This is a genomic window from Paenibacillus sp. FSL K6-0276 (assembly GCF_037977235.1).
Lineage (GTDB): Bacteria > Bacillota > Bacilli > Paenibacillales > Paenibacillaceae > Paenibacillus_AQ.
In genome coordinates, this window is sequence record NZ_CP150276.1 from 598135 (window position 1) to 614698 (window position 16564).

Consider the following 16564-nt stretch of genomic DNA (forward strand, 5'->3'; position numbering starts at 1 on the left):
TGATGAAGTGGTTGTAATAGTTATTCTTGTTTATGTGGTTATCGTATTGTTCGATCCTTACGGATTGTTAAAGCAGGGGATGAAGCGGGACTTTTGGGTTTGTTCAGCCTTATGTCTAGTTTCATTTGGTATTGCTATTGAATTGTCCATGAAGTGGTCGATTCCCAGCCCTTCACCACTAATTGCAAATTGGATCAAGAAGCTATTTTAGGGAACAAGCTTAAAAGGAGAAAGTGTATGAATAAGGAGATCATTCCTGTAGGGCATATGATTAGCGTTACGGTTTTGTTTACTGTAGGAACTTCCATATTTATGGGCTTGCTAGGACAATCCGGTAACAGCAAGTGGATCGCTCTACTTTTTGCCATGGTACTTGTAGTTCCTCTTATACTGATATACGCAAGACTTCATGTTCTTTTTCCGGGTAAGGATCTGTTTGATATGCTGATCGCTGTATATGGAAGAGTTCTCGGGCGAATGATCTCCTGTCTCTATATTTGGTATGCTTTCCATCTGGGGGCACTGGCTCTTAGGGTCTTTGGAGAATTCAGTAGATTGATCGCTTTGACTGAAACACCGATGCTTGTTCCTATGCTATGTCTTGGGTTATTGTGCGTTTGGGTGGTTAAGGCGGGGATTGAGGTGCTGGGAAGAAGTGCGAAACTTCTGCTTCTATTTACTATAGTTGTCAATTTGATTATTTTCATATTATCTATTTCAAAGCTGGAATATCATCACGTACTCCCTTTAGTTGATAAAGGCTGGTATTCGGTGTTTAGCGATACTCTGAGTACATGTTCTGTTACATTTGCAGAGATTATAATAATACTGGGGGCATTTAGTACTATATCGAACAAAGCCGCAGGTAAGAAAATATTATTTGGTGGTGTACTGATTTCTGGGATGATTATTCTTTCGGCTACGCTACGTAATCTATTGATGCTCGGCCCTGAAGTAGTGTCCAGTCTGAATTTTCCCTCTTATGTGTCTGCGAGTCGTATTAATGTAGGTGATTTTCTGTCCCGAATTGAGGCTTCCACAGCTGTTGTATTTGTAATCACAACCTTCATAAAAGCGAGCTTATGTCTGTATGTAGCTAGCTGCGGAGTAGCTAAAGTATTCAAGTTAAAAAGTTATCGCTCCGTTGTGCTTCAGCTGGGACTGCTCATGATTTATTTTGCCGATTTTGTGTACAAGGACATGATGGAAATGCAGTATTTTTTCTACCATATTTATAAATTCTATGCCTTTCCATTTCAGGTGATTATTCCACTGGCATTATGGATATGCGCTGAGATTATGGTTATTAGGAGTAAACATAAGCAGCAGTCAGTGTCACAACAATAGGCCTACTTTCGATCATTCCTGATCTCTAGTTGAGATTAGGAATTCTTTGATTTTAAAACTAAACATAAGTTAGCTATAATGATAGATACATAGAATGGTTGTTTTAGAAGAGAGGGAAACAGGTATGAACGTCAGCAATATCATTATGTCCTCTTATTGGGGGAGAGAGGTTAGACATAAATATATCACTCAAGGATCTAAGGCACTGGCTGTTATTTTTCCAGGCAAGAATTATTCGGCTGAGCGCCCCCTGCTGGATTATGCAGCCAAAGCAGCTCGGGAGCATCATTGCGACGTCCTGCTACTTGAGTACGGCTACCAGAGTGCGAGAGTAGGGTTTAAGCGTGATGAAATGATTATTCTCATTCAGGAATGTAAGGCGGCCATTGCATCTCTTCCTGAATACAAAAAGGTTCTATTTATCAGTAAAAGCGTGGGTGCGGTTATTGCAGGGAAAATTGCAGAAGAGCTGGGAATCCAGAAAAAGACTTCTCATCTATATATAACACCGTTACCTGAGGCGATACCTCTGATCCAGCAGAGTCAAGGCAGTGTTATTTATGGCGGAAGCGATCCTTTATTTAGTGAACAGCATTCCGGTGAAATTAGCAGACTCCATCATTTAAAGGTGTATAGAATCGATGATGTTAATCATAGCCTTGAGGTAGGGCAGGTCAACGAGTCACTAGCCATTCTGCTTGTTATTATTAATTTTTATCATGAATTTTTCCGTGATGCTTTAAATACATAACCTTTGGAGGATTCTGATTATGATTTTGGAAGCTGCAATGTTGCAAGTGAAGCCTGGTTTGACTACTGAATTTGAAAAAAGCTTCAAGGAGGCATCGAGCTTAATCTCCTCCATAGAGGGCTATATGGGGCATGAACTCCAACATTGCTTGGAGGACAATCATAAGTATCTGCTGCTTGTGAAGTGGAGAACACTTGAAGATCACACTGTAGGCTTCAGAGAATCTAGCCAGTATCGGGAATGGAAGGCACTGCTGCACCATTACTACGATCCATTTCCGGTAGTTGAGCACTTTACCTGTATTAATCTGGACTAAATGGAGGAAGCCGAGTGAAAGCGAAGCTTGTCGGGGAAGGCAGAACAGCGGAGATATGGCAGCATGAGGATCAGAGGATTCTTAAATTGTACCGGGAGGATGTTTCAGAGCAGAACATTAGCCGAGAATATACCATCAGCCAGTTTGTGCATGCGCAGGGCGTTCGGACACCGCAGCCTTTTGAACTCATTTCTGAACAGACAAGACAAGGTATCGTATTTCAACAAATTCAAGGTCCCTCCCTGCTAAAGGTGATGGGGGAGAAGCCTTGGAAGGTTAGTAAGTATGCCAGAATGATGGCGGGGCTTCACTTTGATTTGCATAAGCTTGAAATTACCGAGGAGATCGGACAGCAGAAGGATATGTTAAAGTGGAATATCATAGGGGCTCCTATGCTTAGTGAAGATGAGAAGTCAGTCATTCTGAGCTATCTGGAGAAGTTACCGGAAGGAACTCATTTATGCCATGGAGATTTCCATCCTGATAATGTGCTTATGGACGATGAGCTCTGGGTAATTGACTGGATGACTGGCGTGGTGGGAGAACCAGCAGGTGATGCTGCGCGATCTGTGGTGATGTTCAGCATGGGAGCTATGCCCCCTGGAGCCGCAGCTTTATCGAGAATGATGATAGGTTTTATTAGAAAAAAATTAACCAAGGGATATATTCGGGAGTATCTCCGTTTATCAGGACTCACCTATGAGGACGTAGACTGCTGGATTCTGCCGATCGCTGCCGCGCGTCTGGTGGAAGGACTTCCGCCACCGGAGAAGGAGCTTCTAGTAAAAGAAGTTCGTAAACGTCTTCAAACCGTAACCGTGGGCCTAAGTTGATTATTACAAGAAATGGAGTGTGCTTCCATGAATACCTATATTGCGCTGCTGCGTGGCATTAACGTCGGCGGCAACAAAATCATTAAGATGCAGGATCTGAAGACGATGTTGCAGTCCCTTGGCTTTCACAATGTACGAACGTATATTCAGAGCGGAAATGTATTATTTGAGAGTGATGAGGAATCGGAGAGTCTGCTTACCGGAGTCATGGAACGCCAGATTAAAGAGGTGTTTGGTTTTGAGGTCTCTGTTATAATTCGTACACGGGCTGAGATGGAGAAGGTAATCGCTAATAATCCCTTTCAGCTATCAGAACCAGAGGATTTCAAAAGATGGTATGTCTCTTTTCTGCCAGCTGAACCCTCGATTGAAGCGCTGGATAAGCTGCGTATTTATGAAGATGGACCGGATAAAATGCATTTTGTCGGCAGAGAGATGTACATCTTATATGACGTCAGTGTGAGCCAATCGCCGCTTTTTAAGGTTCCTTTTGACAAAATACTGGGTATGACTGTTACAGCACGCAACTGGAATACGGTGAATAAGCTCGTTACTATGAGCAGGATGGAATAGCCTATTTTAAAATATAAGAAAGTATAAGTTTCACACTATACATTATCCTTATATTTCTCGCAAAAACGCTTACCGTCCTTTGGGGACGCCGTATGCGTTTTTGCTTGGATTAGGATTTGAACAGAAAGGCTCCACATTTGTGGGGCTTTTTTTTGCGTACCGGCAGCCTTATATATTCAGCAAACATTCAGCGTGCACTCAGTGAGAGTTAAGGTAGGGGTGAAATAATACACCTACGGAAAGATTGAGCCGGGGGCACAGAACTGCCGGAATATAGAACGATCAAAGGATTGGAGTGGATAGAGATGAGTTGGGTCAAAAAAAATAAGCTCGGATCTTATACTATGGCTCATTTTAATACTTGCTGCTTTTTTGTATGGTTATGGAGTTTGGAATGACCACTATGTGAATACATACTACACCACCGCAGTGGGGAGTATGCTGCAGAACTTTCATAATTTCTTCTTCGCTTCATTGGACTCCGCGGGTTCAGTAACGGTGGATAAACCACCGGTCACCTTTTGGATTCAGACGCTTAGCGCACTTATCTTCGGGCTGCATGGCTGGAGTGTGATTTTGCCTCAAGCCCTTGGGGGCGTCGGTTCTGTGTAACTCCTATACTTGCTAGTAAAGCCTACCTTCGGCAGAGCGGCAGCACGTTTAGCGGCTCTAGTCATGGCGACTACTCCGGTAGCAGCGGCAGTCAGCCGGACGAACAATATTGATGCGCTGCTTGTATTCACCCTTCTACTCGCGGCATGGTTTCTATTTAAAGGGACGAAGAGCAACAAGATGGGCAGTCTTCTCACCGCATTTGCGATAATCGGTGTTGGGTTTAACGAGAAGATGCTGCCGGCATATATGGTTCTACCGGCTTTTTATCTCTTTTATGTCTTGGCTTCCAAAGTGAACTGGAAGAGGAAGACGGGAGTATGGGCAGCCTCCACAGCAATATTGCTTGTAGTCTCCTTATCCTGGGCAGTGATCGTGGATGCGATTCCCGCCAGCAAACGACCTTATATCGGCAGCAGTGGTACCAATTCAGTGCTGAATCTTGCTTTTGGGTATAATGGCGTTGCCCGATTGACGGGGGATCGCGGGGCAGGTGGTGGCGGAGGTGGAATGCCGGGAGCGAATGGTGAGATGCCCGCTATGAACGGTGAGATGCCGGCTATGAATGGCGAGATGCCTGCTATGAATGGGTCAGGCGGTAATAATGACACTGATGGTGGACGTGGAGCATTTTCGGGCCGGCAAGGCACAAATTCGACCTCGAATAGCCAGACTGGTGACAATGATGGAGGTTCAACAGGTCAACCTCCTGGTGGAACAGACAGTCAAAGTCAATTTGGCGGCGACGACGGCGGGCGAGGAAATCGCGGTGGCATGAATGACAGCGGGGGCGGAATGTTCAATACAGGAACAGCAGGCCCACTGCGTCTGTTCCAATCAGAGCTGTCAGGGCAGGCTAGCTGGCTGCTACCTTTCGTATTGCTAGGCTGTATTGGATTGTTCGCCAATCTGCGGAGAAAGAACTTTACTCAAGCTCATAAGGAAGCTCTATTCTGGTTAGCGTGGCTTGTTCCCGTTATGGGGTTCTTCAGTATCGCGGGGTTCTTCCATCAATATTATCTGGTGATGATGGCTCCGCCGATTGCAGCGTTAGTCGGTGCAGGATGGTCTAAGCTGTGGACCCTATATCGCGAGCACTCTGGTTTGCTGTCTTGGCTATTGCCAGCCGCAACGCTGGTTACAGCAGGTTTCCAGTGGTACATCGTGCATCCTTATGACGATACGATTGGTAGTGGCTGGTCCATTGGGATTCTGGCTGCAGGTATAATTGTTTCGCTGGTGCTGGTGATTCTCAAAGGAAAACAGAAGCCATTTATTTACGCGACAAGCATTGCAGCAGTACTAGTATTGTTAATCGGGCCTCTCTATTGGGCAGCTACTCCAATTACTTATGGCCTGAACAGTCAAACCCCGGAGGCAGGGCCAAGTAGTAGTGAAGGTAAAGGGGGGATGGGCGGCAATACAAGCAATTTTGGGCGTAATAGCGCCACAAGTGCGAATGAGAGTCTGTTGTCCTATTTGGAGGAGAACAATACTGGGGAGCCTTATCTGTTTGCTACATTGGATTATGGCACAGCAGCTCCTTATATCGTTGATAAAGGTGAAATACTTCCTGATCAATAGCGGTGGTATGGGTGGCGGACGTGGGGGTAGCTCCGAGTTGACGACTTGGATCACGGAGAATGGTACAGAGGTTCCATCAAGCGATTGGGCAGGAAGCGACGCTGGGAACAACGGAACGTTATACAAAGTTACAATAAACTAGGCGAGTGTTAATCATGTGAGGCGTGCTGTCAGACTTATTCGGTATGCTTCATTATTCAAATTTAAGGAGGAGCTGCTCATGAGCACCAACGTGCGCTATTCCATTATCATACCGATGTTTAACGAAGAGGCAGTTATTCAGGAGACATATAGACGAATCAAAAAAGTAATGGGGTTAACCAATGAAGTGTATGAACTGATCTTCGTAAATGACGGCAGCACAGACAATTGCGCCCAGATGATTGAGGAATATAGCTACTGGGATGAGAGTGTGAAGCTGATCGATTTGTCTCGTAACTTTGGACATCAGATCGCTATTACTGCCGGAATGGATTACGCCCTAGGGAATGCAGTTGTCATTATTGATGCCGATTGCAAGATCCGCCAGAACTGATTCTGGACATGATTGCGGAATGGAAGCAGGGGTATGAAGTTGTATATGCCAAACGGGTAAAGCGAAACGGCGAATCCCTGTTCAAAAAGTGGACGGCCAGCCTCTTTTATAGAGTCCTGCGTTATTCAACCGATATTTCTATTCCTGTGGACACGGGGGATTTTCGTCTCATAGATCGTAAGGTTTGCGAAGAACTCAAACGCCTGCCAGAGAAAAATCGGTTCGTACGTGGGCTAGTCAGCTGGGTCGGTTTTCGACAAAAAACCATTGAATATGAACGCGATGAACGACTGGCTGGAGAAACAAAATATCCGCTGAAACGCATGATCAAGCTCTCCGGCATTGAGAGCATCATCATCGTGACGGGCCGTAACAAGAAGTCGATTGAAGATCATTTTGATAAATCAGTGGAACTGGAACAGACGCTTTTGGAAAAAGGCAAAAAGGAGCTGCTTCGTGAAGTCCAAGCGATTAGTGAACTGGCCAGCATTCATTACATTAGGCAAAAAGAGCCGCTTGGACTAGGTCACGCCATCCTTTGTGCGGAACAGTTCATTGGGGATGAGCCCTTCGCTGTTCTGCTCGGTGACGATATCATGGTCTCTGAGGACCTGGCGCTACTGCAAATGATGCGATTGTATGAACAAGAGGAGAAGACCATCGTCGGTGTTCAGCAGGTACCACGGCAGGAGGTTCATAAATACGGAATTATTTCATCTAGCGGTTCTCTACAAGGCGTCCATGAGGTAAAAGGCTTGGTGGAGAAGCCCTCTCCGGAAACGGCGCCTTCAGAGAATGCTATTATGGGTCGTTACATTTTGGAATCTTCGATATTTCGGTGCTGGCTAAGCTCGAGCGTGGAGCAGGCGGAGAATATCAACTGACAGATGCATTGCATGAGGTATGCCGGAATGAAGGTCTGCTGGCGCTGGATTTGATCGGGCAACGTTATGATATTGGTGATAAATTCGGCTATATTCAGGCTACGCTGGAGGTCGGATTGATGCGTGAGGAGTTGCGTCCATTACTAGTTCCGTATTTGCAGAAGCTGGCTGCTAGTCTGAGGGAAAGTGAAAAAGTGGGGGCGTTACCTTGGGGTACGCGCTAGGGATTGAAGGAGACTGTTCCAAACGACCATAACATCGTCATGCGGCGGTTAGATTAGGTTGGTTTGGAGCAGTTTTTTTGCGTTTGGGACAAAGAGAGTGAGTAGATAAGTGTACTTTATACAATTAAAAATCGCATCAGACCGCTACGAATCGACTTAGTTGTACTTGATACACTTATTTCATCATAATCCAACGGGAATATTCTTTTCGGCTGTTTTTAGTTGCACAAACTACACTTAAAAGAGTCATAGGGGTGCTAATGTATGAAATAGCTGCATTAAGTACAATTATATCCTTTGTTATAAAAAATCCGGAGAACAGATTCCTAAGAATCGTTTCCGGATCTATGGACGACAACGTCGTTTCTTCTTGTCAGTAAATGATTAAGCCTTTAGCACATCATGATCTACGTAACGTGCACCATTTAACTCGCTAATCACATTAATCGCTACCTTCGCACCATCGCCTGCCGTAATAATGGCATGTACACTTACTCCGGCAACAGTACCTGCAGCCCAAATGCCTTCAACATTTGTTTTGCCTTCTGGAGTAACAGCGACTACTGTTTTGATTCTTGGCTCTGTGCCATCTTTAGTCTCCACGCCAGCTTTAGCGGCTAGATCCGTAAGGGCACCTGTTGCAAGAATGACGTGTTTCGCTTCATAAATGATTCCGTCTTCGGTTTCAATGACAAATCCGTTGCCGCTGGAGGTGAGGCTGATCGCCTGTTCCGCTACCAGCTCAGCGCCAAACTTGACGGCTTGCTTATGTCCAGTTTCAACGAGATCAGGGCCGCCTACTTTGGAAATTCCATAAAAATTTTCGAACCATCCTCTGCGGGTCATGCCCTTATCATTGTCGATCAGCAGCGTTTTTTTGCCCGCCTTGGCGGCGAATAGGGCTGCGCTTGCACCGGCAGGACCGGCTCCAATTACGGCGATTTCGTACATTTTTTTGACCTCCTAAAAGTTTTGCGAAGCGATGCTCCTCAGAATGGACTACATAGCAAACTTGCATCGAAAGCATAGACTTAAGTTTTGCGGAGCGATGCTCCTCGGAATGGACTACATAGCAAAACTTGCATCGAAAGCATAGACTTAAGTTTTGCGAAGCGATGCTCCTCAGAATGGACTACATAGCAAAACTTGCATCGAAAGCATAGACTTAAGTTTTGCGGAGCGATGCTCCTCAGAATGGACTACACAGCAAAACTTGCATCGTAGACATACGCTTAAGTCTACCAACTATTATAACGTTTGTTACTCTCTCTTGGCTAATCCTTCCTCACAAGGAAGGGTAACCTCGAAAGTTGTTTCCTCACCGAGGGTGCTGCTTACACTAATCTTGCCGTGATGTGCCTCCACGATAGATTTTATAATGGAAAGGCCCAGTCCAGATCCACCGTATTTACGTGTGCGAGAGGAATCGCTGCGGTAGAACCGATCGAATATATGTGGGATATGCTCTGCGGAAATCCCGCAGCCGTTGTCCTGCACAGTTAGAACAGCTTCGTCTCCTCTAGCATGTAAAGAGAGATAAATGGTGCCAGACTCTGCATCCGTATGCTGAACTGCATTGTGGAAAAGATTCAGAATCACCTGCTTGATGTTATTGGGTTCATATTTACCACGGATGCCATAAGAGATATCAAAAGTAACCTTGCGGTGATCTGCCAACAAGAGTAGATGAGGCTTCATTTCGGAAATGACCTCTCCGAGAAGCAGATCCGTCATCCGCAGTTGGGGGGCACCGTCCATCCGAGCGAGCAGAAGCAAATCCTCCACCAGCTTGTTGATCCGTTTCGATTCGCCATGCATGCTTCGCAATGAATTGTATAACTGTTCTTTGTTGTCGGCGGCGCCCCGCAGTAAGACCTCCAGAAAACCGTGGATCGAGGTAAGCGGAGTTCTCAGCTCGTGTGAAGCATCGGCAGCGAAGCGACGCATCTGTTCCATGGCTTCCCGTTCATTATGAAAGGATATTTCGAGACGTTCGAGCATACCATTGAATGAATGAGCCAGCTTGTCGATCTCGGCCTGCCCTTGGTTAATTGGAAACCGGATATTCAGATTACCGGCATCAATGATCTCAGCAGACTCTCCCATATTTGAAAGAGGGACCAGCGTCTTTCGAAGGGCAGGCAAGTATAGGAGGAAGCCAGCCAATAAAGCAATAACTGACAAACCTGCGTAGATCATCAACTGCTGCATGATTACATCCGTAAGCGGCCCTGTATTCACACTCATTTGCAGCAGCAATCTAGTATTTCCAGGTCTATAGAGGTTCACGAATATGGCTAGATGTTCAGTGCCGTCTTCTGCTTGTATGAGCTTGTAATTTCCTGTTGCTCTATCCGTGGTATGAATGAGCAGGTTGTTGTATTGTTCATTCGTCAATCTAGGCGCGGCTGAATCAGATAAAGTCAATTGTTGTAAGTCCCTGAAGGTGCCATCCGAGCTATAAATGGCGATGGTCGTATGGGCATCCAGCAAGAGCGGGCGCCTATTCTCGTCGGTTCGCAAGCCATCGGGCATTTTATTTACGCCGTTTCTTTCCCCCGGTAGATTGCCACTATGCTCGGTGTTTCCCTCATTCGGAGTTGTAGTGTCCTCGTCATAGGAATTGAAAAAGTTGAAAAACATCTCACGGGGAACAGAACGTATTTGCGCTTCCATAGACTCCGCTCTATTGCTATATATGAAATCCCGCATGAGTATATATTGTAATACTCCGATTAGCAGTAGCAATCCTGATAGAATGAACAGCGAAATGGCTAGAAGCTGCTTGCGCAGAGAACGTGGTGCAGGCAGCTTACGAAACCATTTAGAGATGCGCGTACTCATAGATCCACCCGGTAGCCTGCTCCCCGCAGGGTACGGATAATACGGTGCTCCTTATCCCCGAGCTTTTCGCGAAGCGAACGGATATAGACTTCAACGATATTTTCCTCACCGCCAAAATCATAGCCCCACACCTTATCAAGAATCATGGGCTTACTTAGTACGAGACCGTGATTAATAACGAGATACTGCAGTAACTCGTATTCCGTGGGGGAGAGTTCAAGTACTTCTTCCTTGAAGCGAATTTCTTTTCGACGGCTGTCAATTCGGAACGGACCGCAGCGGACCTCGCCTAGCAGACCCGGAAACTGATTGCGTAGTCGTGCTTGAATCCTGGCAAGCAATTCATCGAAGCTGAAGGGCTTGACCATATAATCGTCAGCACCAATCGTGAGTCCCTTGACTCGATCGTCCACTTCATCCTTTGCAGTAAGCATAATAACAGCTATTTCTGTCTCTTCGGAACGTAGGTAATGACATAACTCGAATCCATCCATGCCGGGCATCATGACATCAAGGATGGCTACATGTGGTTTAAACTCAGCAGCGACTGAGATGGCTGTGATTCCGTCGGGTGCGGTTCTGACTTCGAATCCTTCGTTAAGTAGACCCAGTTCTAAAAATTGTAGTATATGAGGCTCATCATCTACGAGCAGTAGTCGAACGCCTTGAGTTGCTTTCATCATAGGTACCTCCAAATCAGTGATAGATAGCTACATCATGACATATCCGGTTGAACGTTTGCTGAAGATCGGTCCCTTTGCTTTACGATTAAATGAGCAATCTTCTTTCATGATGATTCAAAGGAGTTAATTTAGTTATAAGTAATATTAATGTGTTTAATAACAAACAAGGTTAAAAAATTCGGATTTTCGAAAATGTGATAAAGGGTTTTGACGATGGATATAGAACACTTTACAATAAGGATAATCTCCTTATTTTGGAGAAAGTTACCCATTTTAGGTTAGATCATCCTGTCGTGTTAAATTTCCTTCCTCGTTTTTTCAACTTTGTCCATCTTCCTATCAAGGCTCATTTCTTTCAAGTGTATTTCTTGTTAATTCACTTCTTTCTGGAACTTCTGTTCATTCAACCTGTGCTTGCTGAACTTCATATTACCCATAAGTCAAGGGAGGCTTTTCCATGAAGAAAAAGGAAATGGTAGCCATGCTATTGGCTGGAGGCCAAGGCAAAAGATTGAAAGGTTTAACCAAATCGCTTGCCAAGCCCGCTGTTTATTTTGGAGGGACCTATCGGATCATCGACTTCCCTTTAAGTAACTGCTCCAATTCAGGTATTGATACAGTTGGTGTGCTGACTCAATATGAGCCGCTCATACTGCATTCTTACATCGGAGTAGGCAGCGATTGGGATTTGAACCGTAAGAACGGTGGGGTATTCGTATTGCCACCGCATGAACGCGAGAATGGAAGCAGCTGGTATCGAGGAACGGCCGATGCGATTTATCGGAATCTTAAGTTTGTGGATCAATTCGATCCAGAGCATGTTCTTATTCTGTCCGGTGATCACATTTATAAAATGGATTATCACGCTATGCTTCAATACCACAAGGAAAGAAACGCCGATTGCACGATTTCTGTAATTGACGTTCCGCTGGAGGAAGCCAGCCGATTTGGAATTTTGAATACGGAGGACGACCTGAAAATTTACGAATTTGAGGAGAAGCCGTCTCAACCAAAAAGTACGCTAGCTTCTATGGGTGTGTATATCTTCAAATGGGAGATTCTCCGCAAGCATCTACTGGAGGACGGAGAAAATATAGGTTCTTCCCACGATTTCGGCAAGGATATCATTCCTTTAATGCTGGAAGACGGAAACTCCTTATTTGCGTACCCTTTTGAAGGGTACTGGAGAGACGTAGGTACTGTAACCAGCTTATGGGAAGCGAATATGGATTTGCTGAGCGACAACCCGCCACTCAATCTAAACGATCCCAGCTGGCGCATTTTTACACGTAATCCGAATCAACCTGCCCAATATGTTGCCCCTGGTGCGAAAGTGTCAGGCTGCATTATTAATGAAGGCTGCATTGTGCACGGAGAAGTGAATCACTCTGTTCTCTTTTATGGCGTAGAAGTGGGTGAAGGCAGTGTAATTACGGATTCCGTGATTATGCCTAAGGTTAAGATCGGCAAGAACGTACGCATTCATAAAGCGATTATTAGTGAGAATACGATAATCGACGATTATATGGAAATAGGCATCGAACGGGAGAATGAGAATGAAATTCTGCTGATCGACAATAAAAGCAAGAAGCGAAAATCAGTTGTAGCCAAAACCATATAATCAAGCTAAAACGCCTTCGGCGTCCTTCAAGGGACGGTAAGCGTTTATGCGAGATTTATAAGGATAAAGTATATCGTGAAACTTATACTTTCTTATAAATTATAAGAGGACGGTGGATTCCGATGAAGCAACTCATGGGTGTAATTAATCTGGATCATGAACTCGACAAATTAAATGAACTCACTTATTTCCGCTGTGGTGCAGCCGTACCTTTTGCCAGTCGTTATCGATTGATTGATTTCGTGCTTTCTAATATGATGCGTGCAGACCTGGAGAGCGTTGGCCTGTTTGTCCGCCGTAAATACCGTTCCCTGATGGACCATTTGGGTGACGGAAAATCCTGGGATATGAATCGTAAGCATGGGGGATTATTTATTTTGCCTCCAGACTGGAACGATCCAACGGATACTTCTCTCGGGGATTTACAGCATTATCATAATAATCTGGATCTTTTTAAACGGGGATCTGCTAAATATATCGTGTTTTCCGGTAGCCAGCATATCAATACTATCGATCTCCAAGACTTATACAGCTACCATTTGGAGAAGGGGGCCGACGTTACAGTAGTATACAAAAAGATAGAAGAATTGCAGCCTGAGCATGATCTATGCCAGCGAATTGAAGTGGACGAAGAGAATAAGGTGACTAACATCCATCATGAGAAACACCATCCTAATTTATATCTGGATATTTTCATTATGGAGAAGAAACTGTTCTTGGAGCAGGTGGAGCATTGTATTGCGCATGGAGAGAGTTATTTTTTCCGTGATGTGATTCAGAAGAACCGACACAAATTTAATATCGCCGCATACGAATATCATGGATATCATGCCGTAATTAATTCATTAGAGAGTTATTATAAGAACAGTTTGGAACTGCTCCAGCAGGAGAATTACTTCAGTTTGTTCAAAGAAAGTCCGGTACAGACGAAGATTAAGTATGAAGCTCCAACCCGATACTTGGAGAGTGCTAATGTCAGCAATTCGCTGGTGGCTAACGGTTGCATTATAGGTGGAACGGTGGAGAACAGCGTGATCTTTCGGGGGGTTCAGGTACGTAAGGGAGCGAAGATCATCAACTCTGTAATTATGCAAAAGTGCGTCATCGAAGAGAATGCTGTTATTGAGAATGTGATCATGGATAAAGACGTACATTTGAGTAAGAATCGAATTCTTGTTGGAGATAGCAAACGTCCATTCGTCATCGCCAAGAGCAGCAAGATCTAACGACTGGATTAGATGAACTAAGCAGTATACCTATCTGATCTAATGACACAGTCTACTGCACTTCTAAAAAAAGCATTTGTCAGGAGGACCTACTGTTGTTTAACGATAAAGAATCTTTCAAACAGGTATTCCGTGAGACCCTCATCGGTAAATTAGGTAAACCGCTTGAGGAAGCCTCGAATGCCGATGTCTATAAAATACTGGGCAGCATGATTCGCGAGAACGCCGGGAAAAATTGGGCAGAAACCAACCAGAAATATAAGATCGATAAAGATAAGCAGGTCTACTATTTTTCAATGGAGTTCTTGATCGGTAGGCTTCTGGGGAACAATCTGCTGAATATGGGTGTGCTGGCTGTAGTTCGTGAGGGCTTAGCTGACCTTGGTTTTTGTTTGCAGGATATAGAGGAGGTAGAATCGGACGCTGGGTTAGGGAATGGAGGTCTCGGTCGTTTGGCAGCCTGCTTCCTTGATTCATTGGCTTCCTTGCAATATGCAGGGCATGGCTGCGGAATACGGTATAAATATGGCCTGTTCGAGCAGAAGATCGTTGACGGTTATCAGGTGGAACTGCCTGATTACTGGCTGCAGAATGATAATGTATGGGAAGTGCGCCGCGAAGACAAGCAGGTTGAAGTAAGGTTCTGGGGGGTTATTGAGACCCGCGAAGAGAACGGGCGGCTCGTATTCGATCATACTCAATATGAGGCTGTTCGTGCAGTTCCTTACGATGTCCCTATCATCGGCGCAGATCGCCGGCATGTGAATACGCTGCGTAACTGGAGTGCAGAGTCCATCACTCAGCCATCTAGAACATTTGGTTCTTTTGCCGGGACGGACTATCATAAATTTCTGGAGTATAAGCGTTCTGTAGAATCCATTTCGGAGTTCCTTTATCCGGACGACTCCCAATACGAAGGCAAGCTGCTTCGCTTGAAGCAGCAGTACTTCCTCTGCAGCGCGGGGCTGCAAAGTATTCTGCGGACCTATGCCAAGCTTGGGCTCCCTATAGAATCACTGCCTGACAAGGTAGCTCTTCATATTAATGATACACATCCAACGCTGGTGATTCCTGAACTGCTGCGGATTCTGATGGATGTACATGGTTTAGGATGGGATGAGGCATGGAGTATCACGACGCGTATGGTATCTTACACCAATCATACAATTCTGAGCGAAGCGCTTGAGAAATGGCCCATTCAAATGGTTAGGGAGCTGCTACCGCGTATTTTTCTCATCATTGAAGAGATCAATGCCCGTTTCTGTGGCGAGCTTATGAGTCGTTATCCGGGCGATCAGGATCGAATTGCACAGATGGCGATTATTCATGATGATCAAGTTCGGATGGCTCATCTGGCGATTGTAGCTAGCCATAGTGTCAATGGGGTGGCGGCGCTGCATACGGAAATATTGATGAAGCGCGAAATGCGACTTTTTAATGAAATGTATCCACACCGCTTCAATAATAAGACGAACGGAATCACCCATCGGCGATGGTTACTGCATGCCAATCCAGATCTGGCTAATTTGATCAATCAATCGATAGGGACCCGTTGGGTGAGCCATCCTCAAGAAATGATTGGCTTGATTAAATATTGTGAGGATGCTTCATTCCAGGAACAAGTAGCCAGTATTAAGCGCCAGAATAAGCTGCGTCTTGCAGAGTACATCTACAGTAAGCATTCAGTACATGTCGATCCTGATTCTATCTTTGATGTTCAGGTGAAACGTCTGCATGCCTACAAGCGCCAGTTGCTTAATATTTTGCATATTTTGCATTTGTATAATCAAATCAAAGATAATCCTTCGATGGATATGGTCCCGCGCACGTTTATATTCGGAGCAAAGGCAGCGCCAAGTTATCATCTGGCAAAGCGGATTATCAAATTGATTAATACAGTTGCGGAGGTAGTCAACAAAGATCCGGATGTTAAGGGGAAGATTCGTATCTTTTTCCTTGAGAATTATTCGGTATCTCTAGCAGAAAAGATCATTCCTGCCGCGGATATCAGTGAGCAGATTTCTACAGCTAGCAAAGAAGCATCAGGCACCGGTAATATGAAGTTTATGATGAACGGTGCGTTGACGGTAGGTACGATGGATGGCGCAAACGTGGAAATGCATGAGATGGTGGGAGACAACAATATGTTCCTGTTCGGACTTCGTGCTGAGCAGGTCATGGATTACTACCAGCATGGAGGTTATCATGCCCGTGATATATACAATGGGGATAGTCGTGTGAAAGAAGTACTGGATCAGCTAATCAAACCAGGACCCATATGCTGCCATGCTACGGAATTTGAGAGCATTTTCCACTCCCTTCTGGATAATAACGATGAATTTTTTGTACTTAAGGATTTCGCCAGTTATGTCGAGACGCACGTCGAAATTGATCGGGCATACCGCAACCGGCAGGAATGGCTGAAGAAGTCCATTATTAATATTGGTCATTCTGGTAAGTTCTCCAGTGATAACACAATTAGTCGCTATGCAGCTGAAATTTGGAACATTAGTCCAGTTCGACTGTAGGAT

General features: G+C 45.0%; 12 protein-coding genes and 3 pseudogenes. 12 read left to right on the forward strand and 3 right to left on the reverse strand.

Annotation, left to right across the window (positions count from 1 at the left end):
• The first annotated feature begins 7 nt into the window (after nucleotides 1-7).
• From MHH52_RS02820 to MHH52_RS02860, 9 genes and pseudogenes are all read left to right on the forward strand, one after another.
• A complete protein-coding gene (locus MHH52_RS02820; protein WP_340006527.1) occupies nucleotides 8-211 on the forward strand; it encodes a hypothetical protein in 204 nt (67 codons plus the stop codon).
• 26 nt (nucleotides 212-237) lie between these two features.
• Complete coding sequence (locus MHH52_RS02825; RefSeq protein ID WP_340006529.1) at nucleotides 238-1347, forward strand: endospore germination permease; 1110 nt, start codon at nucleotides 238-240, stop codon at nucleotides 1345-1347.
• Between the two features lie 124 nt (nucleotides 1348-1471).
• Entirely contained in the window at nucleotides 1472-2098 is a 627-nt protein-coding gene (locus tag MHH52_RS02830; protein ID WP_340006531.1) for a hypothetical protein, read from the forward strand.
• A gap of 19 nt (nucleotides 2099-2117) precedes the next feature.
• On the forward strand, nucleotides 2118-2414 hold the full coding sequence (locus MHH52_RS02835; RefSeq protein WP_340006533.1) for an antibiotic biosynthesis monooxygenase: 297 nt from the start codon (nucleotides 2118-2120) through the stop codon (nucleotides 2412-2414).
• Nucleotides 2415-2428: 14 nt separating this feature from the next.
• A complete protein-coding gene (locus MHH52_RS02840) occupies nucleotides 2429-3247 on the forward strand; it encodes an aminoglycoside phosphotransferase family protein (RefSeq protein ID WP_340006535.1) in 819 nt (272 codons plus the stop codon).
• A 27-nt stretch (nucleotides 3248-3274) separates the two neighbouring features.
• Nucleotides 3275-3820, forward strand: coding sequence for a DUF1697 domain-containing protein (locus MHH52_RS02845; protein ID WP_340006536.1), 546 nt, complete (start codon nucleotides 3275-3277; stop codon nucleotides 3818-3820).
• 324 nt (nucleotides 3821-4144) lie between these two features.
• Nucleotides 4145-6158: pseudogene (locus MHH52_RS02850) on the forward strand (glycosyltransferase family 39 protein).
• 78 nt (nucleotides 6159-6236) lie between these two features.
• Nucleotides 6237-6889 (forward strand): annotated as a pseudogene (locus MHH52_RS02855) (glycosyltransferase family 2 protein); the annotation flags it as partial.
• Nucleotides 6875-7659, forward strand: a pseudogene (locus MHH52_RS02860) (UTP--glucose-1-phosphate uridylyltransferase). The pseudogenes MHH52_RS02855 and MHH52_RS02860, both read left to right, overlap by 15 nt.
• A gap of 384 nt (nucleotides 7660-8043) precedes the next feature.
• Here MHH52_RS02860 and MHH52_RS02865 read toward each other — a convergent pair.
• The 3 genes from MHH52_RS02865 to MHH52_RS02875 form a co-directional block, all read right to left on the reverse strand.
• Nucleotides 8044-8610, reverse strand: coding sequence for an FAD-dependent oxidoreductase (locus tag MHH52_RS02865; RefSeq protein WP_340006538.1), 567 nt, complete (start codon nucleotides 8608-8610; stop codon nucleotides 8044-8046).
• Nucleotides 8611-8919: 309 nt separating this feature from the next.
• On the reverse strand, nucleotides 8920-10503 hold the full coding sequence (locus MHH52_RS02870) for a HAMP domain-containing sensor histidine kinase (RefSeq protein ID WP_340006540.1): 1584 nt from the start codon (nucleotides 10501-10503) through the stop codon (nucleotides 8920-8922).
• Nucleotides 10500-11183, reverse strand: coding sequence for a response regulator transcription factor (locus MHH52_RS02875; protein ID WP_340009471.1), 684 nt, complete (start codon nucleotides 11181-11183; stop codon nucleotides 10500-10502). The genes MHH52_RS02870 and MHH52_RS02875 overlap by 4 nt, the downstream gene beginning before the upstream one ends.
• A gap of 460 nt (nucleotides 11184-11643) precedes the next feature.
• Between MHH52_RS02875 and MHH52_RS02880 the strand changes: the two genes are divergently transcribed.
• The 3 genes from MHH52_RS02880 to MHH52_RS02890 all read left to right on the forward strand — a co-directional run bounded on the left by MHH52_RS02880 (nucleotide 11644) and on the right by MHH52_RS02890 (nucleotide 16561).
• Complete coding sequence (locus MHH52_RS02880) at nucleotides 11644-12807, forward strand: glucose-1-phosphate adenylyltransferase (RefSeq protein WP_340006541.1); 1164 nt, start codon at nucleotides 11644-11646, stop codon at nucleotides 12805-12807.
• Nucleotides 12808-12929: 122 nt separating this feature from the next.
• On the forward strand, nucleotides 12930-14033 hold the full coding sequence (glgD, locus tag MHH52_RS02885; RefSeq protein WP_313641175.1) for a glucose-1-phosphate adenylyltransferase subunit GlgD: 1104 nt from the start codon (nucleotides 12930-12932) through the stop codon (nucleotides 14031-14033).
• A 95-nt stretch (nucleotides 14034-14128) separates the two neighbouring features.
• Nucleotides 14129-16561, forward strand: a complete 2433-nt coding sequence (locus MHH52_RS02890; RefSeq protein ID WP_313641174.1) for a glycogen/starch/alpha-glucan phosphorylase — start codon at nucleotides 14129-14131, stop codon at nucleotides 16559-16561.
• Nucleotides 16562-16564 lie beyond the last annotated feature (3 nt).

Coding starts and splice junctions, on each gene's coding strand:
- MHH52_RS02825 (WP_340006529.1), top strand. CDS start 238: ATGAATAAGGAGATCATTCCTGTAGGGCATATGATTAGCGTTACGGTT.
- MHH52_RS02830 (WP_340006531.1), top strand. CDS start 1,472: ATGAACGTCAGCAATATCATTATGTCCTCTTATTGGGGGAGAGAGGTT.
- MHH52_RS02835 (WP_340006533.1), top strand. CDS start 2,118: ATGATTTTGGAAGCTGCAATGTTGCAAGTGAAGCCTGGTTTGACTACT.
- MHH52_RS02845 (WP_340006536.1), top strand. CDS start 3,275: ATGAATACCTATATTGCGCTGCTGCGTGGCATTAACGTCGGCGGCAAC.
- MHH52_RS02865 (WP_340006538.1), bottom strand. CDS start 8,610: ATGTACGAAATCGCCGTAATTGGAGCCGGTCCTGCCGGTGCAAGCGCA.
- MHH52_RS02870 (WP_340006540.1), bottom strand. CDS start 10,503: ATGAGTACGCGCATCTCTAAATGGTTTCGTAAGCTGCCTGCACCACGT.
- MHH52_RS02875 (WP_340009471.1), bottom strand. CDS start 11,183: ATGAAAGCAACTCAAGGCGTTCGACTACTGCTCGTAGATGATGAGCCT.
- MHH52_RS02880 (WP_340006541.1), top strand. CDS start 11,644: ATGAAGAAAAAGGAAATGGTAGCCATGCTATTGGCTGGAGGCCAAGGC.
- glgD (WP_313641175.1), top strand. CDS start 12,930: ATGAAGCAACTCATGGGTGTAATTAATCTGGATCATGAACTCGACAAA.